Annotated in this window: 17 protein-coding genes and 1 tRNA gene; 6 read left to right on the forward strand and 12 right to left on the reverse strand. The window is 68.6% G+C overall.

Annotation, left to right across the window (positions count from 1 at the left end; all coding sequences use genetic code 11):
• Positions 1–25: 25 nt before the first annotated feature.
• From NR792_RS38850 to rpsU, 8 genes are all read right to left on the reverse strand, one after another.
• The gene (locus NR792_RS38850; RefSeq protein WP_375757734.1) at positions 26–463 is read right to left on the reverse strand and encodes a hypothetical protein; all 438 of its coding nucleotides are present in this window, start codon (positions 461–463) and stop codon (positions 26–28) included.
• 66 nt (positions 464–529) lie between these two features.
• Positions 530–3457, reverse strand: coding sequence for a hypothetical protein (locus tag NR792_RS38855; protein WP_375757735.1), 2928 nt, complete (start codon positions 3455–3457; stop codon positions 530–532).
• 115 nt (positions 3458–3572) lie between these two features.
• Positions 3573–3645 (reverse strand) — tRNA-Ile (locus tag NR792_RS38860).
• Positions 3646–3717: 72 nt separating this feature from the next.
• Positions 3718–4047 (reverse strand): MGMT family protein, encoded by a 330-nt coding sequence (locus tag NR792_RS38865; protein ID WP_375757736.1) that lies wholly within the window; start codon positions 4045–4047, stop codon positions 3718–3720.
• A gap of 94 nt (positions 4048–4141) precedes the next feature.
• Positions 4142–6262: an RNA polymerase sigma factor RpoD gene (rpoD, locus tag NR792_RS38870; protein ID WP_375757737.1), complete on the reverse strand. Its 2121-nt coding sequence runs from the start codon at positions 6260–6262 to the stop codon at positions 4142–4144.
• Between the two features lie 90 nt (positions 6263–6352).
• Positions 6353–8194 (reverse strand): DNA primase, encoded by a 1842-nt coding sequence (gene dnaG, locus NR792_RS38875; RefSeq protein WP_375757738.1) that lies wholly within the window; start codon positions 8192–8194, stop codon positions 6353–6355.
• A 334-nt stretch (positions 8195–8528) separates the two neighbouring features.
• On the reverse strand, positions 8529–8987 hold the full coding sequence (locus tag NR792_RS38880) for a GatB/YqeY domain-containing protein (RefSeq protein ID WP_375757739.1): 459 nt from the start codon (positions 8985–8987) through the stop codon (positions 8529–8531).
• A 107-nt stretch (positions 8988–9094) separates the two neighbouring features.
• Positions 9095–9289, reverse strand: coding sequence for a 30S ribosomal protein S21 (rpsU, locus tag NR792_RS38885; RefSeq protein ID WP_014395136.1), 195 nt, complete (start codon positions 9287–9289; stop codon positions 9095–9097).
• A gap of 136 nt (positions 9290–9425) precedes the next feature.
• On the opposite strand from rpsU, the gene NR792_RS38890 reads away from it, so the two are divergent.
• Positions 9426–11018: a HEAT repeat domain-containing protein gene (locus NR792_RS38890; protein ID WP_375757740.1), complete on the forward strand. Its 1593-nt coding sequence runs from the start codon at positions 9426–9428 to the stop codon at positions 11016–11018.
• 57 nt (positions 11019–11075) lie between these two features.
• On the opposite strand, the gene NR792_RS38895 is transcribed toward NR792_RS38890, so the two are convergent.
• Both NR792_RS38895 and NR792_RS38900 read right to left on the reverse strand, forming a co-directional pair.
• Positions 11076–11987 (reverse strand): GGDEF domain-containing protein, encoded by a 912-nt coding sequence (locus NR792_RS38895; protein ID WP_014395138.1) that lies wholly within the window; start codon positions 11985–11987, stop codon positions 11076–11078.
• A 71-nt stretch (positions 11988–12058) separates the two neighbouring features.
• Positions 12059–13120, reverse strand: coding sequence for an asparaginase (locus NR792_RS38900; RefSeq protein WP_375757741.1), 1062 nt, complete (start codon positions 13118–13120; stop codon positions 12059–12061).
• 104 nt (positions 13121–13224) lie between these two features.
• Here NR792_RS38900 and NR792_RS38905 point away from each other — a divergent pair, with 104 nt between their 5' ends.
• From NR792_RS38905 to truD, 3 genes are read left to right on the forward strand one after another with little or no spacing between them, the layout of a single operon-like run.
• A complete protein-coding gene (locus tag NR792_RS38905; RefSeq protein WP_375757742.1) occupies positions 13225–14184 on the forward strand; it encodes a DsbA family protein in 960 nt (319 codons plus the stop codon).
• Positions 14185–14191: 7 nt separating this feature from the next.
• Entirely contained in the window at positions 14192–15514 is a 1323-nt protein-coding gene (locus NR792_RS38910) for a DUF4388 domain-containing protein (RefSeq protein WP_375757743.1), read from the forward strand.
• Positions 15511–16533: a tRNA pseudouridine(13) synthase TruD gene (truD, locus tag NR792_RS38915; RefSeq protein ID WP_375757744.1), complete on the forward strand. Its 1023-nt coding sequence runs from the start codon at positions 15511–15513 to the stop codon at positions 16531–16533. Before NR792_RS38910 ends, truD begins: the two co-directional genes overlap by 4 nt.
• A gap of 101 nt (positions 16534–16634) precedes the next feature.
• Here truD and NR792_RS38920 read toward each other — a convergent pair whose 3' ends face one another.
• Positions 16635–18059, reverse strand: coding sequence for an OmpA family protein (locus NR792_RS38920; protein ID WP_375757745.1), 1425 nt, complete (start codon positions 18057–18059; stop codon positions 16635–16637).
• A gap of 17 nt (positions 18060–18076) precedes the next feature.
• On the reverse strand, positions 18077–18394 hold the full coding sequence (locus NR792_RS38925; RefSeq protein ID WP_375757746.1) for a DUF4398 domain-containing protein: 318 nt from the start codon (positions 18392–18394) through the stop codon (positions 18077–18079).
• 158 nt (positions 18395–18552) lie between these two features.
• On the opposite strand from NR792_RS38925, the gene NR792_RS38930 reads away from it, so the two are divergent.
• Complete coding sequence (locus NR792_RS38930; protein WP_375757747.1) at positions 18553–19536, forward strand: HEAT repeat domain-containing protein; 984 nt, start codon at positions 18553–18555, stop codon at positions 19534–19536.
• On the forward strand, positions 19533–20522 hold the full coding sequence (locus NR792_RS38935; protein WP_375757748.1) for an N-acetylmuramoyl-L-alanine amidase-like domain-containing protein: 990 nt from the start codon (positions 19533–19535) through the stop codon (positions 20520–20522). The genes NR792_RS38930 and NR792_RS38935 overlap by 4 nt, the downstream gene beginning before the upstream one ends.

The following is a 20522-nucleotide window of genomic DNA, read 5'->3' on the forward strand; positions in this document are numbered from 1 at the left end:
CCCAGCCAGACGCTGACCTACAGTTCTACTTCTTCGTTGCATCGATCCTCGGGGCGAAGGAACTGGTCGTCGACCAATCCGGGCACACGGCCGTGTTCGTCCGAGAGAGATCGATGACCAGCGTTTTGCCGCTCAGGGGGCCGGTCCCTTCGGCGACGTTCTGCGTGACCTCACAGTCCGCGACCTCCTTGGCCGGGCAGTACTTGGAGACCACCTGGAACGTCGAGTCGCTCTTCACGGGCGCCCCGATGTCGCAGTCGGAGTCCTCGATGATCACCGTGTCCGCGCCCTTGCCCTCCACGATGGTCAACGTCCCTTTCGTGGGATTGCCCTGGGTGGTCTCTCCGTTAGAGGTGAGGATCGGCATTGTCACGCTGTCGTATTCGCCCACGAAGTTACCGCTCGCGGAGCCACAGGCGGAGGGGGAGAGGAAGGTGAGAAGGGAGGCGATACGTGGGGCCATGGTGGAGAAGTCTCCTGGTGGATGGGCCGCAGGATGACACTGCTCCTTCTTCTCTGCGTGTGCCCATCAATCCAGCCAGCGTGAGAGTTCGAATCGGACTCGTTGCAGGTCGTACGCCTTGCGCTCCTTCCACTCCTCCGCCATCAATTCATCGGTCTCACGAATGAAGCCCCAGAGGGCTCGGGCTATCTCTGCTTCAGATTTGCGCTCTCCTGCTGCATTCTGGGCTGTCCACTGGACCAGCTTGTGGGGGCTGGGGACTGTTACCTGTCTGTCACGCGAGACGAAGGGGCAGACCATTCGAGGCCGGTACCAGGGAGCCAGTCGACCAAAGAGCTCGTCTCTCTCTCCTGGGATATATTGAAGGGTTTGGTATTCGTCGGGGCAGGGTATCGAAAGCCGATAACTGGCACCGAAGAAGGCAGCTCTTGAGTGCAAGTTTTGCATGAGCGAACGCATCCCCTCCTTCGAAACGCCTGAATCTTTGCGATAACGAGAGAAGATATATATGCCGATGTTTCGTTGTCCATATGCATGGTAGCCGTGGTGTTCGAAGGACTCTGGCAGTAAGTAGTTGAGCCACCAGTAGTCGCCTCCCATCTGGATCTCAACTTGGGATTCTCCCCTTCGAAAGACAAGAGTAGGGGAGCCACTTGAGTACCCGTCAGGGTGAATCAAGTCGACTCGCTCTTTGGAGAGAAGCTCATCGAGAGACATCTCCTTCCCGTCGCGCACGATGAGTTGGTAGCCGAGCCACTCCTTGCGAGCAATGTGAGCATCTAGGTTGAGAAGCTTGGCAGACAATGATGCAGCCTTGATTTCAGGAGATTCCGGCTGCTTCCTGCGCAGCTCGCTGATGTGACGGGGAAGGACCTTTTTGATTGTCTTTTCCAGGCTCTTCTGGATGGCTTGCTCACCCTCATCCGTCAGTTGCTCCCGGTTGATCAACAGAAAGTCACTGGCCCGGCCGTCATGAATATTGCAGTGTATGTTTAGGAATTGATGGCTGCTACGATGGCTGATGGTGTTGAGAGGCGCCCCCCTGTAGTAAAGGCGAGCATGCGTATCGTCGCGGGTGGTGACCTCTAGGGTGAGCTCCAGATTTGTTTCGGGATCAAAATCCGCCTTGTCGAACAAATTCTCAGTAGGGGGCGCCTGAGGAGGGATGCCTTGTATCGTGATGGGACAGGCGCAGGCTTCCGAGAAATTGCGAATGATCGCCTTGGTGAACTCAATTTCATGAGGGAAGTCGAGACCTGTCACCGGGTCAAAAGCCTTACGTGCTTCTGAGAAATGTGTTGACGCAATGAAGCCGCGCGATTTCGGGATACGAGCGAGTGCAAGATGGAACTCCACCGTGGTTCCAACGGGGATCCTGGCCTCAGCCCCCTCGAGTCGTCTGATCGAAAGCCCATCCATGCCATTACCCTGGCCATTCTGGAGGATCACTTCGATCGCCTCTTGCGTTGCATGGTGACGTGACCTGAGCATCACCTTGTCTGTGAAGAGGAAGGCGCTCTGCAGCCCGATGCCGAAGATCCCGGAGGGCCGCATCCATTCCGGCATCTCCCGAATCATCCGTTGCCGATCAGGATTTTTCGAGGAGGCACCGATTCGCTGGATGTACCTGACGTCGTTCAGCGAGATCCCCGTGCCCTTGTCTTCGATGAAAACCCGCCAGCGGCCCGTCTGTGACGCCTCGTCGGACGGGACGCGCTCGAATCCGACGCGGATGGGAAACTCCTTCAGGACCTCGCGGAGGCTCGCGGGCGTCAGCTTCGACAGTTCCTCGCTCGACTTCGACGACCATCGGTCCGCCCAGACGCGAAGGATGGTTGCATCGACGGCATTCTGCAGCAGCTCGCGGATGCAGCTGAAATGGTTCGCATAGATGTTAGCCCCTCGGACCAACGTGAGGATCTGCTCGCGGTCCACCTCGAAGCGGGGCCTGCGGCCTGGCTCCAGTGTGAGGTAGCCTTTGATATGCGCCTGGACCTTGCCGAGGCTGGGCAATGCCCCGAAGTCTCGGGACGGCGCGACCTCCGACCACTGAGCCATCTGGTTCTTCAGCTCGCCGCGAAGCCATTCCAGCCACTGGTCCGTGACCTCATAGGCTTCATAGGACGCACACTCAGTCTCCACCTCGATCCGCGTAGGTGAGACCTGGAAGTGGTTGATGGAAGCGTGTTTCTCGTAATGTGCCAGGGAGGACGCCGGGAGCGTTCCAAAACTCCGGCTCATGACAGGGCAGAAGCGGCCGTTGTCCAGGTCCAACAGGTCGCCCAGCCGGAGCATGCAGGCCACGAAGCGTGGGTGCGCATCATCCGTTCCGAGGCCGGCTTCCTCGAACGGAAGCAGCATCGTGTCCTCGAAGGAACGCCCGTGATGCGCGCAGATCTTGCCCAGGAGCCGGAACAGCCGCGCGGGAATCAGGTGGGTCCGGGGACTCTGAAGCCCGATGGTCCGCACCGGATCCATGATGATCTGAGCCGCATTCGACGCATGCTGCCGCCTTGCGTATTCAGCGATGGTGAGGGTCAGGATGCGGCTGACCTCAACGGGCCAGTCCCTGGCGAGGCCATCCGGTGGAGCGCGCCCGTCGAACAGCGTTGAGGCTTGGCGCAGCTCCGCGTCCGGACTGTCTCGCAGCTGCGACACGAAGTCCTTGAAGCCTGGAGTGTTCCACCAGTTGCGCACCTGCTCATCGGTCACCACCATGCCGATGTCGTGCTGGTAGGCCGCCTCAAGCAAGAGCCAGAGGTCCGTCGCGGACAGGGCCTCGATTCGCGCCGGTCCCAGCATGCGCGCCACTTGCACGAGAATCGTGTTGGAGTGGGATGCGTCGTGACGACTGTAGTGAGGGAAGTAGCGCAGGATCGTCTGCAACGCGTCGGAGACGAGCCGCCGGTCATACTCCCACTGGCTCAGGAGCAGAGACAGGTCAGGGTTCTGCTCGCACTTTCTTCGGAGTGCCTGCTCGAACGTGAACCGCATGGAGTGGAGCCTCGCTGAAGCTGCGAAAGAGCGCTGCACCCCAGGGATAACATGCGGACACGCACAGATGCCTCCGGGGAGACTTCGGAGGCACTGCAACGCATTGAGGGGAAGGTGGGCCCTCCTGGATTCGAACCAGGGACCAATCGGTTATGAGCCGACAGCTCTAACCGCTGAGCTAAGGGCCCTCATGTCTCTGACGCCAGACGCGAGGCGGACTATCTCTCCGCCCGCGCGCGCCTGGCAAGCGCCGCCGCGTGTCAGGCCTTGCCGTCCTTCTTCACCACGCGGAACACCTGCCCACGCTCGTTCACGGTGACGCCCTCCGCGCGCAGGCGCTTCGCCTGCTCGTGCGCCACCGGGGGCGCCAGCGTTCCGTCCGAGCGGATGACCCGCCACCACGGCACCTGCGTGGCCTGCCCCGGCAGGTGCTTCAGCTCCCTCCCCACGCCTCGCGCCGCGCCCGGCCTCCCCGCGTAGATGGCCACCTGCGCGTAGGAGCGCACCTCCCCGCGAGGAATGGAGCGCACCTGCTTCATCACGCTGTCGGAGAAGGGCAGGGGCTTCTCGGCGGGCTTCTTCGCGGCCACGGCGCACCTCCACGGGGACGTCCAAACGACGAAGGCCCCCGGTCCACTTGAGGGAACGGAGGCCTTCGAATCCAATCAGCTCAACGGCCCTGCGTCAGCTCTCCACGAAGGAGCGCAGGCGCTTGGAGCGGCTGGGGTGGCGCAGCTTGCGCAGCGCCTTGGCTTCAATCTGGCGGATGCGCTCGCGCGTCACCTCGAAGTCCTGGCCCACCTCTTCCAACGTGTGGTCGCTCTTCTCGCCAATGCCGAAGCGCATGCGCAGGACCTTCTCCTCGCGCGGCGTGAGCGTGGCCAGCACCTTCCGCGTCTGCTCGGCCAGGTTCATGTTGATGACCGCGTCCGCGGGCGACACGAGGCTCTTGTCCTCGATGAAGTCGCCCAGGTGGCTGTCCTCTTCCTCGCCAATGGGCGTCTCCAGGGAGATGGGCTCCTTGGCGATCTTCAGGACCTTGCGCACCTTGTCGAGCGGCAGCTCCATCTTCTCCGCGATCTCTTCCGGCGTCGGCTCGCGGCCAATCTCCTGCACGAGGTAGCGGCTCGTGCGGATGAGCTTGTTGATGGTCTCGATCATGTGCACCGGGATGCGGATGGTGCGGGCCTGGTCCGCGATGGCGCGGGTGATGGCCTGACGGATCCACCAGGTGGCGTACGTCGAGAACTTGTAGCCGCGCTTGTACTCGAACTTGTCCACCGCCTTCATCAGGCCGATGTTGCCCTCCTGGATGAGGTCCAGGAACTGCAGGCCGCGGTTCGTGTACTTCTTCGCGATGGACACCACGAGGCGCAGGTTCGCCTCCACCAGCTCGCTCTTGGCGCGCTCGGCGCGCTTCTCACCCAGGCGGATGGCGTCGTAGTTGCGGCGGAGCGCATCCACGGGGAGGTTGGCTTCCTCTTCCACGCGCTTGATCTTCCGCACCGCCGTGCGCACGTCGCGGTCCAGGACCTCCAGCTGCTCGGGCGTGAAGTTGAGCTGCTTCTGGATCTTCTTGGCGATGTTCGGGTTCTCGCGCGACTCCTTGAGCTGCGGGCGCAGGTCCTTCATGTTGACCTGGTAGCGGCGCTCCAGGTCCCCGAGCTCCTCCTCCGCCTTCTCCACGCGCTCGATGAGGCCCTTGAGGTTCAGGACGATGCGGTCCACCTGCTTCTTGTTCAGCCGCATCTCCTCCAGGACCTCCATCATCTTGGTCCGGAGGTCCTTCACCTCCTGCTTGAGCTCCTTCTTGCGCACTTCCGTGAGCTTCTTCTTCCCGGAGAGCTCCTCCTCCAGCACTTCGCAGTCCTTGGCGAACTTGCGGAAGCGCTCGATCTGCTTGGAGATCTGCTCGATCTTGTTCAGCTCGCTCTGCGCCAGCTGCGCGGGGGCCTCGCCCTCGGCCGCTTCCTCGGCGGGCTCTTCCGCGTTCTCAGACTGGGCCTCTTCGGGCGCGTCCTTGATGACGTCGCGCACGCGCAGCTTGCCCGTCTTCAGGCGGTTGCTGATGTCCAGGATGTCCGCCACGGCGACGCGGCAGGCGAGCAGGGCGCGCAGGACTTCCTTCTCACCCTCTTCGATGCGCTTGGCGATCTCCACCTCGCCCTCGCGGGTGAGGAGGCTGACGCTGCCCATCTTGCGCAGGTAGAGGCGGACGGGGTCGTTGGACTTGCCACCCGGCTCGTCGTCCTCGTCCTTCTCGTCCTCGTCCTGGTCTTCCTTCTCTTCCTCGACGGCGACGGTGGGCTTGATCTCGTTGGACTGCGCGGCCTTCTGCGCGTCCACGATCTCGATGTCGTTGTCGCCGAACATGCTCATCACGTCGTCGATCTGATCGGACGACACGATGTCGGCGGGGAGGGCGTCGTTCACCTCGTCATAGGTGAGGAAGCCCTTCTCGCGGCCCGCGGCCAGCAGGTCCTTGACCTCCTTGCGCTCGGCGACGGGATCCTCCTCCACGTCGTCTTCCACGGCGTCCGGGTCCACCTGGACGGCGGCGGCGGCTTCCTCCGCGGCCTCCTCGGGGTCCACGTCGTCGGCCATGGCGGCGACGCCCTTCTTCTTCTTGATCTTCTCGGGCGCCTCGGCGGGGGCGTCCTTCGCCAGCAGCTCCTTCTCCTCAGGCTCCGCTGCCTTCGTGACCTTCGCCGCAGGGCTGTCCGGGGCCTTCTTCTTGCGGATCACCGGGTCCACCTTCTTCTTGGTGGGCTTCACGGATGCCTTGGGGGGCTTCTGCGTCGGCATTCGGGTACTTCTCCTTAAGAAAATCAGGTGCTTTGGCCTGGGCGAGCCGGCCGATCTACCGCAAAGTCGAGCTTTCTTACAAACGCGAACTCAAACCGGTTGCATTGGTGCCTTTGTTCCCGTTGCCGAGGAAGCGGGCCTCAGCTCATCCAGGACGCGCTTGCGGAGGGCCAGCAGCTCTTTGCGCTCGGACAGGAGCTGACGGGTCTCCTCTGTCAAATCAAAAGCCCCCGGAGTCTGTTCCGTCGCTCGCTTTATATAAACGAGCCGCTCGTCGATACGCCGCACCATGATGTCGCGGCACGCGAGGATGAACTCCGCCTCCAGCTCCATTCCCCCGGGGGAGAGCCGGCGGCCGGCCTCCAGGAGCGTCCGCTTGACGACCTCCGTCGCCTCGAAGAGCGCCTCCTCCAGCCCCTGCCCGGACGTGGCCTGCGCCAACACCATCCGCAGCCCCATGTGGGACAGCTCATCACACACGCGGAAGGTGTCCCGGGCGAGCAGCCGGGAATCCCGAAGGATTGCGGCCACATAGAGCGCCTCCGACTCCGGCGGGGGACGCTCCGCCTGGGGCTTGGGCACGGGGCGGGGCGCGGCCTGGGCGGGGACGACGTGGGGCTGCTGCGCCGCGGCGGCCGGCTTGGGCGTGGGGGGCGGCTTGTACTGGAGCGACGACTCGATCTGCGCCGGCATCCAGCCGAAGTGCCCCGCCAGCGCGCTGATGAGCGCCGAGCGCGTCAGGCCCGGAGGCACCTGGGCGGTGACGGGCTTGAGCCGCTCCAGCGCGGCCATCTTCTCCTCGAAGCTCGCCTGCCTGCCCGAGGGCAGCAGGGTGGCGAAGAGGTAGGCGGTGAGGGGCTGGGCGCCCTCCAGGAGGCGCTCCACGCCGTCGGTGCCCTCGCGGCGGGCGAACACGTCCGGGTCATCCCCCTGGGGTAGGAGCGCCACCCGGGTGGGGGCGCCCGCGGCGAGCAGGGGACCGGCCAGTCGTTCCACGGCGGCGAGGCCCGCGGAGTCCCCGTCCAGGAGGAGCACCAGGTCGCGGGCCTCCGCGCGCTTGAGCACCTGGAGGTGGCCGGCGGTGAGGTTGGTGGAGCACAGGGCCACCGCGTGGCGCACGCCCACCTGATGCAAGCCGATGCAGTCGAAGTAGCCCTCCACGAGCACGGCCGTCTTGCGCTTGTGGATCTCATCGCGCGCCTGGTCCATGCCGAAGAGCGTCTCGCTCTTGTTGTAGAGCCGGGACTCGCGCGAGTTGAGGTACTTGGGCCCGTCCTCCGCCGCGACCAGCCGGCCGCCAAAGGCGATGGGCCGCCCCTCCGGCGCGCGGATGGGCACCATCAGGCGGCTGCGGAAGAAGTCGATGCAACCCTCGCCGCTGTTGCGCTTCGTGATGAGGCCCGCCTTGAGGCCCCACTCCAGCATCCCGTTCTTCTGGAAGCGGTCCGCCAGCAGGCTCCACTGCGCGGGCGCCCACCCCAGGCCGAAGCCCTGGGCCACCTCGTCGGACACGCCCCGGCTGGCCAGGTAGGCCCGGGCCGCGCGGCCCTCGTCCTCGTGCCAGAGCAGGGCGCGGAAGTGCTCCGCGGCGAAGTCCGTGGCCTCCTTGACCTGCTGGCGCTCCTTGAGGCCCGGGTCCTGCGCGGCCTCCAGGTCGATGCCCACTTCCTGCGCCAGGTCCCGCACCGCGTCCTGGAACGTCTTGCCCAGGTAGCGCTGGATGAAGGACACCGCGTCGCCGCTCGCCCGGCAGCCGTGGCAGAAATAGAAGCGCTTCTCCGGTACGACGTAGAACGAAGGCGTCTTCTCCTGGTGGAAGGGGCAGCGGCCCTTGAACTCGCGCCCGGCCTTCTTCAGCTCCACGTGACGGGACACCAGCGACACGATGTCCACGCGGTCGAGGACCTCCTGGATCTTGTGCTCCGGAATCACGACGCCCCTCCATCCATCCGCATGAGCGCGGCCTTCCGCCCGCAATCCTGACGCCCCGGTCTGACTCGGCCCGCACCGCCGCTTCCCCGCCCGCCCGCCCGGACAGGTAGGGCAGGCGGACGCGGGCGGGGCGCGGAAACAGACGGGAGCTGGGACACGGCGCGCACTCCTGAAGGCTGGCTGCTCGCCTCCCGGGGTGGGGGACGGGCGGACGGCCTTGGGATCAGCGCTTAATGGCCAGCGGGCGAGGGATCAAAAAATCCGCTCGAGCCCGGGCCGGGAAGGGCACCTGGGAGACGTTCCCGGCGCCCCGTTCCCTGAAAACGGCGGTGCTTCAGGACAGCCTGGCCAGCTGGGCCTTCACTTCCTCGGAGATGGCCTTGCCCTCGGCCTTGCCCTGGAGCTTGGGGTTCACGTTCTTCATGACCGCGCCCATGTCCTTGGGGCCCTTGGCGCCGACCTCGGCGATGGAGGCCTGGACGGCGGCGGTGAGCTCTGCCGGGGTGAGCTGCTGGGGCAGGTAGCGCTGCAGGACGGAGATCTCCTGCTCTTCCTTCTCCGCCAGCTCCGGACGGCCTCCGGCCTTGAACTGCTCGACGGAGTCGCGGCGCTGCTTGATGAGGGTGGCGATGACCTGCTGGATGCCCGCGTCGTCCAGCTCGCTGGCTCCCGGCTCGACCTCCTTGTACTTCACGGCGCTCTTGAGCATGCGCACCACGCTCAGGGTCAGCTCGTCCTTGGCCTTCATCGCGTCCTTCAGGTCCGCGGTCAGGCGCTCTTTCAGGGTGGTCATGTCGGGATTCCTCACGGGCGGGGAAAAGGGTCGCCGCGCCAGCGGATGGGACGGCGGGAGCCAGGGCACCTGACTGCTGGAGCCCCGGCTCCTCACTGCGGGCCTGCTTAGTACGACTTGCGGGCCTTCTTCACAGCGCGCTTCTTGGCGGCGAGGGCCTTCTTCTTCCGCTTCACGGAAGGCTTCTCGTAGTGCTCGCGCTTGCGGATCTCGGAAAGGATTCCGGCCTTCTCGGTGGCCTTCTTGAAGCGCTTGAGAGCGCTTTCGATGGACTCACCTTCCTTCACTCGAATACCGGGCATGCAGTCACCTCCTTCCGCCTAGCTGGATGCAATCTGGAAATCTTCAGAGGGTCGGGGGGTATGGCGCAGCGGGCTGGAAAAGGCAAGGAGACCCGCACGGAAAGGATGGGCCCGGGTGCGCTAGAGTGTCCGGCGCGTGTCCCGTCTCCTCCTCCTGGTGCTCCTGCTGGCGGCCAGCCCCTCCCGGGCCGGCACGGTCGCTTCCGAGTGCTGGGCCTCCTGCCGCCGCCACGTCGCGGACCCGTCGCTGCGCGCCCGGACCTGTGGGGCCTGCGTCACCGGGGGCCGGGTGGACAGCTGGGTGGCGTCCCTGGGGACGGGTGGGGTGGAGGCGCAGCGGGCCCTGGAGTCGGCGCTCCAGGACGGAAGCTGGCGGGTGCGCTGGGCGGCGGTGCGCGCGGGGGCCCGGAGCCGGGGCCTGACCGAGCGGCGGGCCCTGGCGGACTGGATCATGGACACCCCGCCAGACGCGGACCTGGGGGCCTGCCTCACCGCCGTCCGAGCCGCCGCCGACACCGGCCGGTCCACGGCGGACTTCCTGCGGGAGGCCGGAGCCCGGGGTCCCTCCGCCGCCGCCCGGGTGTGGGCGAAGCGGGACGCCGTGCGCCAGTCACTGTCGCTGGAGATGTTCTCGCAGGAGCCGTCCGTGCGGCTGCCCGCGCTCCTGCACCTGGCCACCTTCCAGGGGCGGTCGGCGACGCGCGTGGTGCTGGACGCGGTGGCGTCGCGGCCCGTCGCGGGCGACGCGGTGATGGCGGAGCTCCTCTTCGCCGTCGCCGAGCGGCAGCGCGCGTCCGTGGGCCGGCTGCTCCTGACGGAGGCGAAGCCCCCGGACGAGGCCGTCATCAACCGGCTCTTCGCCGTGTACTCGCGGGAGCTGGACGCGCTGCGGCCGGACCTCGCGTCCGGTGACGTGCAGCGCCGGCGCACGGCGGTGGCCACCCTGCGCCGCTACGGTCCGCTGGCGAAGCGGGAGCTGGAGGGCGCGCTGGGGGACGAGGACGCGCGCATCCGCGAGCTGGCGGCGCGCGGCCTGGCGGAGTCGGCCGGGAAGCCCCTGCGGGACGTGGCGCTCCAGGGCGTGAAGGCCGCGGAGACGGTGGAGGCCGCCCGGCCGTGGCTGGGCGCGATGGCCCACGAGAAGGGGTGTTTCGCCTTCCTGCGGGACGTGGCCGAGGGGCGCAACGCCCGGACGCCCGAGATTCAAGGGGAGGCGGTGGCGCTCCTGGGGGACTGCGCGGAGGGCCCGCCTCCCACCCGGAAGCTGGCACCCTTCCTGTCGTCGAGCGTGGCGCCGGTGCGCGCGGGCGCCGTGCGCGCGCTGGGGTCGCTGCCCCGGAACGGCGAGGCGATGGCGCTGGCGGCGAAGGCGCTGGAGGACGGAGCGCCGGAGGTGGTGGTGGCCGCGCTGGACGTGCTGTCCGCCTACCGGCAGCCGTCGCGAGGGGACGAGGCTGCGGGCCTGCTGGCGTCGGATCATCCGGTGGTGCGTGCCGCGGCGGCGCGGGCGCTGGAGTTCGTGGGCCGCGCCGCGCACGTGCGCGTCCTGGCCGAGCGCCTGCGCGGGGATCCGGTGGCGGACGTGCGCGTCGCGGCGGCGAGGTCGCTGACGGCGCTGGGCGGACCGCATGCCGTGGCGGCGCTGAGCGAGGCGGCGGCGCGCGACGCGGACACGCACGTGAAGCACGTGTCGGAGGAAGGGCTGCGCCGGCTGGGCTTCGGGCGCTGACGGCGGGGGACACCGGAAGGTGGAAGGCCCGTGCTCAGGCCTCCCACCCGAAGACGCTCACGGGCCGCTGATGGCCTTGGCGTCCACGCGGTTGCGGCCCGCGTGCTTGGCCCGGTAGAGGTACTTGTCCGCGGCGGAGATGAGGTCCTCCGGCTGGGAGAAGTCCGAGTCCAGCAGCGTCGCCACGCCCAGGCTGATGGTCACCTTGATGGGCGTGCCGCTGAAGATGAAGTCCGCGCGGTCCACCGCCACGCGGCAGCGCTCCGCGCACGCCAGGGCCGCGTCCTCCGCGGACTCGCGCAGCATCAGCGCGAACTCCTCGCCGCCGTAGCGCGCGAGCAGGTCCTCGGTGCGCACCGTGTCCGCCACCCGCTGCGCGATGCGCGTCAGCACGAAGTCACCGGCCGGGTGGCCGTACACGTCGTTGATGCGCTTGAAGTGGTCCACGTCGAAGAGGACCAGCGACAGCGGCACGCGGTGGCGCAGGCAGTACGCGAACTCCTTGCGCACCGTCTCCATGAAGTACTTCTTGTTGTAGACGCGGGTGAGGCCGTCGCGCGTGGCGGACTCGTAGATGCTGCGCTGGTACTGCTCCTCCAGCGCGTCCTGGATGCTGAACTTCAGCACCGTGTTGGACCCGATTTGAATCTTGTCGCCGTCGTACAGCGGCGCGGCGCTCACCTTCAGGCCGTTCAAGTACGTGCCGTTGGTGCTGCCCAGGTCCACGAGCTGGAAGCGGCCGTCCCCAATGGCGACGACCTTCGCGTGCTTGCGGGAGATGCCGTCGTCCTCCACCTGGAACTGGGCCTCCGAGCTGCGGCCCAGCACCACCTCCGAGCGGTCCAGCTTGAACATCCGCCCGATGCCGGCGGCGGACTTGGCGCTGATGACGATCAGATACGCGCTCTGCTGCTGGGCGCTGCCCAGCAGGTCCGAAATGGAATGGACGGAAGTTTTCTCCTCGGACATCGCACCTCCCATCTTAGGGGCCGCCTTTTCACGGCGGCAAGCACGCCCACGCTCCTTTCACGCGCCCGGTATCAGCCGACCCGCCCCACCCGCGCCGGCCGGCGCCTTTTTTTCTCCGGTGGAGGAACTGTCGGCCGTCCGACGGACAGCTCGCCCGCCACGGGCGTCCGGAGGAAGCGCGAGAGGGCCTCGCCCCCCCGGGGGTGCTCCGCCAGCCCCTGCATCAGCTTCACCAGCGCCGCGGACGGGGTCATGTCCGCACCGCCGACCGCCCCCTCCGCCAGCGCCTTCGCCCCGGACTCATAGAGCGTGAGGTCCACCCCGTTGCGGTACGCCTGGCTCACCACCAACACCGGGATTCCCCGCTCCCGCGCCTGGACGAAGAGCGGCAGGAGCGAGCGGCCCAGCTCCGGCGCGATGGGCACGTTGCCCGCGCCGTACGCCTCCACCACCAGCCCCTTCACGTGCGGCAGGAGCTGCAGGGGCAGGGCGGGGTCCAGCCCCGGGTACACCTTGAGGAGGAAGACGCGCGGATCCAGCTTCTCGTGGAGCCGGAAGGGGCCTCGCGAGGGGAGGCCCTCCTCGAAGGTGGCGTCCACGCCCAGCGTGCCCAGCACGGGGAAGTTGGGGCTCTCGAAGGCGTCGTACTCCGCCACCTTCACCTTGCGCGTGCGGTTGCCCCGGTACAGGTGCGAGTCGAAGCAGATGGTCACCTCGCGCGGCCCCTGGAGCGCGGAGAGCACCGCGTCGATGAGGTTCAGCCGCGCGTCCGAGCGGATCTCCCCCAGCGGGCGCTGCGAGCCCGTCAGCACCACGGGGCAGGGCGGGTTTCGCAACATGAACGACAGTGCACTGGCCGTGAAGGCGAGCGTGTCCGTTCCGTGGGTCACCACCGCCCCGTCGAAGTCCTGCAGTCGACGGTGGAGGTGGGCGGCCATCCGGCTCCAGAGCTCCGGCTGCATCTCCGAGCTGTCCAGGTTGGAGAACAGCTCGAGCTCGATGTCGGCCAGCTGGAACAGCTCCGGGGCTCGCTTGCGGAGCGTCTTGAAGAAGGCCGAGGGACGCAGGGCGGAGGGCCGGCCACCGGCCATTCCGAGCGTGCCTCCGGTGTGCAGCAGCAGGACTCTGGGCATGGGCGAGGGGCCTCCCTGCCAAAGGCCGCCTTGCTTTACAAGCCCTGCGCGCATGGCTAAACCCCGGAGCCGTGCTCCTCCCTCGATGGAAGCGTGTTGCTCCCGTGCTGGCCGCGGCGACCCTGATGGGCGCCGGCTGCACCAAGAGCGCGGAAGTCCCGGCCACCGCCAAGGCCCCGCCGCCGGCCTCCAACCCGGCCCCGGCCCCCACCGCCGCACCGGCCGCGAGCCCCGCCGCGGAGGCACCGTCGGATCCGGCCCAGGCGCTGACGGGCATCCCCGGCATGGACTTCTCCGCGCTGCCCCCGGCGGCCAGACGCGAGCTGGCCACGGTGTTCAGCGACGAGTTCTGCTACTGCGGCTGCCCCCACTCGCTGGGCGCGTGCCTCAAGCAGCACACGCCCTGCAAGCACGCGAAGCGCATGGCGCGGCTGTCCGCCCGGATGGTGGCGGAGGGCGGGCCCGCGAGCGAGGTCATCGTCACGCTGTCGAAGTACTACGCGTCCTTCCGCGAGCCGCGCGTGCAGCTCAAGGTGGATCCGCGCATGTGCCAGGGCGACGCGAACGCGCCCGTGACGGTGGCGGAGTTCTCCGACTTCGAGTGCCCCTTCTGCGGCAAGGCCCGGCCCATCCTGGAGGGCTTCGCGAAGAAGCACCCCAGCGAGGTGCGCTTCTGCTACCTGCCGTTCCCGCTCTCCATGCACCCCAACGCCGTCCCCGCCGCGCAGGCGGTGCTGTGGGCGCGCGACCAGGGCAAGTTCTGGCAGATGCACGACGCCCTCTTCGGCCAGCAGGAGAACCTCAAGCCGGAGGCGCTGCCCGCGCTGGCGAAGTCGGTGGGCCTGGACGGGGACAAGCTGGCCGCGGTGCTGAAGACGGACCAGTACAAGGCGGAGATCGAGGGCTTCCAGGCGCAGGGGCGCATGGCCTCCATCAACAGCACCCCGTCCGTGTTCTTCAACGGACGCGCCTACGAACTGGGCTTCCAGGAATCCCAGCTCGAGCACAGCATGGAGGACGAGGTGGAGTGGCGCGCGAACAACAACGCGTGGGCCGCTGACTGACCCTTCGATGAGCCAACGCTTCCGCATCGATGGCGCCACGCGGCTGGTCCCCGAGGACCGGTCCGGCATCCCCGCGCTCGCGGGACGCTCGGGGACGTACGCGCTGATGCCCACCGCGCCCGACCTGCTCGTGTTCTCCCGCACGCCGCCGGAAGGGGGCTCCATCCCCACGCCGCGCGTGGTGCTTTCCGGGGACGCGGGCGGCTTCCCGCTGTCCGACCTCATCGCGTTCCTCAGCCAGTCGCGCTGGAGCGGCGTCATCCGCGTGCACACGCCGGGCGGCGAGCGCTCCCTGACGCTGCGCGAGGGCGAGGTGCGCGGCGCCACCTCCGAGGAGCCCGCGGACCGGCTGGGCGAGGTGCTGGTGCGGCTGGGCTACGCGGACCGCGCGCAGGTGGAGGCGGTGCTGCGCGAGCAGTCGCACGCGAAGCTGGGCCGGGCGCTGGTGGAGAAGGGCGTGCTCCAGGCGCACGACCTGTTCAAGTGCGTCACCCACCAGGTGAGTGAGATCTTCCACGCCATCGTGCTGTGCCGCGAGGGGGCGTTCTTCCTCATCGACCAGCCGCTGGACGAGAAGACGGGCCACTCGCTCCAGCTGTCCACGCAGAGCCTGCTGATGGACAGCATCCGGAAGATCGACGAGATGGCGCACTTCCGGAAGCGCATCCCCCACGGCCGCATGTACGTGGCGCGCAAGCGTCCGTCCGACGGCAAGCTGGAGGAGGACGAGGACCGCGTGCTGGCGATGCTGGACGGGCGGCGCACGGTGCTGGAGCTGGGGCACGCGGCGCGGCTGTCCGAGTTCGACGTCACCAAGGTCGTCTTCCGCCTCTTGGAGGGTGGCTTCGCCGGGCTGACGGACAAGCCGGTGGGGGCTCCCGCCGCTGCCGCCGTGGCGCCGGAGAAGGCGGCCACGCCGCGCGTGCGTCCCCCGGTGCGCACGGTGGCTCCGGTGGATGCCCGCCCGGTGGCGCGCGTCTTCAACTTCATCTTCCGGGAGATCCGCGACGAGGTGGCCCGCTCCGGCATGGACCGCGAGTTCATCGCGGCGGCCAACGCGGCGCTGGCCAACCAGGCGCTGTCGTCGTCGCCGGTGCTGGAGGGGCTGGCGTTCGCGGCGGATGGCAGCCTTCCGGAAGGCCGGTTGATGGAGGCCTTCGACAAGCACCGCGCCCACCTGGGCAGTGAGCCGCTGGCCTCGTTCCGCCAGGCGCTGAGCGACGTGATGTTCTTCCTGCTGTTCCAGGCGGGGGAGCTCTTGGAGTCGCGCGCGGACGAGGACCTGGCCCGCCGGGTGAAGGAACTCCTGGCCACGCTCGAGGCGCCGTGACGGACACCGGCTTCCCGAGGCTGACCGCGGGAGTGCCCGGGTGCGGTGGCGCGTTCAAGCTCACGCCCGAGGACTTCGAGGTGGAGGAGCTGCCCGCGTACCTGCCGTCCGGCGAGGGCACGCACCTGTACCTCTGGGTGGAGAAGCGCGGCCGGGACACGCGTGAAGTCGTGCGCGCGCTGGCGACCGCGTTGGGCGTGCGCGAGGACGACATCGGCTCGGCGGGGATGAAGGACCGGCAGGCCGTGACGCGGCAGTGGCTGTCCGTGCCCGCGAACGCGGAAGGACGCGTGCCGGAGTTCGCGCTCGACGGCGTCCGTGTGCTGGAGGTGAAGCGGCACGGCAACAAGCTGCGCACCGGCCACCTCAAGGGGAACCGCTTCCGGCTGCGGCTGCGCGGCGTGAAGGACCTGGGCGCGGCGCGCGAGTCCTTCTCCCGGCTGTCCGCGCAGGGCGTGCCCAACTACTTCGGGGAGCAGCGCTTCGGACGGGCCGGTGACAACGCGGACCTGGGCCGGATGCTGCTGCTGGGGCAGCGGCTGCCGAAGCGGCCGGACCGCTTCCAGCGCAAGCTCTACCTGTCCGCCTTCCAGTCGCGCCTCTTCAACCAGGCGCTGGCCGCGCGGCTCGAGGCGGGCACCTTCGCCACGGCGCTCCTGGGCGATGTCCTGCGCAAGGAGGAGACGGGCGGCCTCTTCGTGTGCGAGGCGCCGGAGGTGGACGGCCCCCGGGTCGCCGCATTCGAGGTGAGCCCGGCGGGCCCGATGTTCGGCCCGAAGATGACCGCCTCGAAGGGCGAGGTGGCGGAGGCCGAGGCCCGGCTGCTCGTCGATGCCGGCGTCACGCTGAGCGACTTCCAGCGCGGCGGGGACGAGACGGAGGGCACGCGCCGGCCGTACCGCGTGCGGCTGGGCGCTCCGGACCTCACGGTGGACGGCGAGGACGCGCTGCTGACCTTCGAGCTGCCGCGCGGCGCCTACGCCACCGAAGTGCTGCACGAGCTGCTCAAGGACGGCTGAGCCCCCTGAAACGACCGCGCCTCCCAGGGCTCGAGGCCCGGGGAGGCGCGAAGGGACCGCGGGTCCCGCTCCGTCATGGACGGAGCGGGGTGGGCGTCACGTCACTGCCGGATGACGTTGAACTCCGTGCGGCGGTTGAGCGCGCGGCCCGCCTTCGTGTTGTTCGGCGCCACGGGCTTGGTCTCACCGAAGCCCACGGCCTCCATGCGGCCCGGGTCGATGCCGCGCTTGAGCAGCTGCGCCATCACCGCGTCGGCGCGCTTCTGGGACAGCTTCAGGTTCGCCGTGTCGTTGCCCAGCGAGTCGGTGTGGCCCTCGATGCGCATCTTGCGGATCCACGGCGCGTCCTTCAGCGCCTGCGCCACCTCGTCCAGGATGGTGGTGCTCTGCTTGCCGATGATCTTCGCGGAGCCGGTGCCGAAGAGGATCTGCTTCTTGATCTCAATCCGGTCCTTCTTGACGATGACCATCTTGTACTGCTTGGCGCATCCGCGCTCCTCCTTCACGCCCGGGTCGTCAGGGCAGGAGTCCAGGCGGTCCACCACGCCGTCGCCGTCGCGGTCCGGATCCGGGCAGCCGCCGTTCTCCTGCGGACCGGTCTCACCGGGGCACTTGTCCTGCGCGTCCGGCACGCCGTCGCTGTCGTTGTCCAGGTCCGGGCAGCCGTCGTCGTCCTGGAAGCCGTCTTTGTCCTCCGGCTCGTCCGGGCACTTGTCCTTGTCGTCGTTGAGCCCGTCCCCGTCCTTGTCCACGATGGGGCAGCCCAGGTTCTGCAGCGGACCCGCCTCGCTGGGGCACTTGTCCGTGCCGTCCACGATGCCGTCCAGGTCGTTGTCCAGCTCCGCGCAGCCGTCGTCGTCCTGGAAGCCGTCCTTGTCCTCCGGCTGATCCGGGCACTTGTCGGCGTTGTCGAGCACGCCGTCGCCGTCGCGGTCCTTGGGGGCCTCCGGCGGGCAGCCGTTGTTCTCCGCCACGCCGGGGATGAGCGGGCACTTGTCCGCCGCGTCGAGGACGCCGTCGTTGTCGTTGTCGTTGTCCGGGCAGCCGTCCTGGTCCTGGAAGCCGTCCACGTCCTCGGCCTGCTCGGGGCAGGGGTCGTCCTTGTCGAGCACGCCGTCGCCGTCGCCGTCCGTCTCCTCGATGCTCACCACCACCTGCTGCTGGGGCTGGGTGGGCTGCTGCGGCTGTTCCGCCTGCTGCGGCGTCTCCGGACGGTCGCGCACCAGCACCTGGCGCGGGCCGCAGTTCTTGGAGAGCTCCAGGGCGCGCTTCACCGCGGTGTCGGCGTCGCGCACGTGCTGGGCGGCGCGCGAGCTGTTGCCCTGGCTGAGCTCTCCGCGGGCGAAGTCGAGGTTGGCCTCCGCGGCGGCCAGCTCCGCGGGGGCGCAACGCAGGGCGCCGCCCCGGCGGGCGCGCTCCACGTCGGCGGTGAGCACCTCCGTGTCAGCGCGGATCTTGTTGCCGCTGACGCAGGCGAGGGAGGTGAGGAGCAGGGTGAAAAGCGCGGACTGGGTCAGACGCTTCATCGGGGAGCGCTCGGGCGTCACGGGTTCTGGGGGCGGCCCTGGGAGTCGCCGCTGGTGGCCGCGGACATGGCCTTCTCCCGCGCCTCGTTGGCGAAGCGCGAGGCCTTCACGGCGAAGTCCACGCCGGCCTGGTAGTCCGAATAGCCGACCTCCTCCCGCGCCTTCTGCAGGTAGAGGTTGGCGGCCGTCCACTCGTAGGGGGCTTCCTTCTCCGCCCCTGCGGTGCGCGCGGCCTGGATCTGCACCTCGGCGTCGAGGATGTTGGACGTGGACTTCACGGGGCCACATGCGGTCAGCACGCCCGCGAACGCCAACAGGAGCGACTGCTTCGTCATCACGAGGGCCTCGGTCGACAGAGCGGAGACAGACTGGCCGCCGGTCGTATCAATCGCGTCCGGGGGGGTCAAGAATCGGGCGGTTGGCGTGAAGCAGGGAGCCGGGCAAAGGGGTGGACTTTGACGGCGGGGGCGGTGCTTGCCATCGTTCCGCCCCTGTGCGTCCTCCGTCCGTCCGTGCCCTGCTCGTCGTGCTGCTCCTGCCCCTGACCGGCCTCGCCGGGCCGGGGGCCGCGTCCAAGAAGGCCCAGAGCCGGGCGGAGGCGGACACCGTCCTCGCCCAGGTGGCCAACGGTGCCCCCGTCCCCACCGCCACGTCGCGCCTGCGCTTCCTGCGGGAAGAGGCCTACGCGGCCGAGGAGATTGGCCCGCTTTTGCGCACCACCTACGAGGAGCGCACCCGCCGCAACCTGGTGGCGCTGCTGGCGTCGCTGGGCGCGCGCAACGGGGAGTCCACGCTGGTGAAGCTGGCGTCCGACGGCGACAGCACCGTGCGCATGTACGCGGCGCAGGGCCTGGCCCGGCTGGGCAGCCGCAACACCGGCGCCGTGCTGCCGCTCCTCCAGGACAAGAGCAGCGGCGTGCGCCGCGAGGCCGCGCGGGCCCTGGGCGCCTCCAAAAACCCCAAGATGGGCAAGCCGCTGATGGCCGCCGCCAAGGACGAGCAGGACCTGGAGGTCCGCGCGGCGATGCTGGAGGCCGCGGGCGCCACCGGTGACGCGAAGCAGAAGGCCGCGCTCAAGGCGTACCTGGACAGCGACTCGGAGAGCACGCGCTTCGCCGCGGCCCGGGGCCTGTGCCGGCTGGGCGCCCCGGAGGGCTTCACCTACGCGCAGAAGCTCCTGGGCAACAGCGACAGGTTCGTGCGCCGCCAGGGGCTGGTGCTCTTCGAGGGCGTGCCGGCCAAGAAGGCCAGCCCCGTGCTGTCGCCGCTCCTGAAGGACGCGGACCGCACCGTGGCCGCCACCGCCGCGCGCGTGCTGTACCAGGGCGGCGATGCCGCGTCGCTGGACTGGCTGGTGCTCGCGTCGTGGAACGCGAAGGGCGAGGAGAAGCTCGTCTACGAGAAGGAGCTGGAGACGCTCCAGCTCGCGGACGACCGGCGCAAGGCCATCCTGCGCAAGGCCGGGGTGACGCCGTGAGCCTGTGGGGTGTGTGCGCGCTCGCGCTGCTGTCCCAGGCCCCGGTGAAGGCTTCCCCCTCCGAGCAGGCCGTGCCTCCGGCGCGCGCGGTGCCCGCGTCGCTCACCGCGCCCGTGCCTCCGGCGCCAGTCCCGGTGGCCCCGCCCCTCCGGGAGAACGGCTGGAGCGCGCTCACGCCCGAGCAGCGCGCGGCCCTCATCGCGGACCGGGCCGAGTCCCCGCTGTCGGAGCGCCTCCTGGGCATGAGCGAGAAGTTCCTCAACACGCCCTACGTCCTGTCGCCCCTGGGCGAGGGCCAGGGCGTGGACCCGGACCCGACCTTCCGCCTGGACGCGGTGGACTGCCTCACCTTCGTGGAGGAGACGCTGGCCCTGGGCATGGCGTACGGCGAGCCGGAGGTGCCGGCGCTGCTGGAGCGGATCCGCTACGCGAGCACGCCCACCTACGAGGACCGCAACCACCTGATGGAAGCGCAGTGGCTGCCCAACAACATTAAGAAGGGCCTGCTGGTGGACGTGACGCGCAAGTACGCGAAGGAGGACACCGTCACCGTCACCAAGACGCTCACCGCGCACACCTGGCAGTCGAAGTCGTCCATGGCCCTGCAGCTGCCCCGCGAGCGTCAGCCCGTGGGCACCTTCACCCTGGACATGATTCCGCTGGACAAGGTGCTGGAGCGCGCGCGCGGAGTCCCCTCCGGCACCATCCTCGTCGTGATGCGGGAGGACCTGCCGCTCAAGGCCACGCGCATCACCCACCTGGGCTTCGTGGTGCAGAAGAAGAAGCGCACGTACCTGCGCCACGCGTCCCGCGGCGGCTACAACCGCGTGGTGGACGAGGACCTGGAGACGTTCCTCGCCCGCAACGCGCGCTACGACAAGTGGAGGGTGACGGGCGTGAGCCTCTTCGAGGCCCGGCGTCCGCCCGCCACGGTCGCGTCCCAGCCGGCGTCCACCCCGGGGAGCGCGGCCGTGGGCGCACCCTGA

The organism is Corallococcus exercitus, from assembly GCF_042231735.1.
GTDB lineage: Bacteria > Myxococcota > Myxococcia > Myxococcales > Myxococcaceae > Corallococcus > Corallococcus exercitus_B.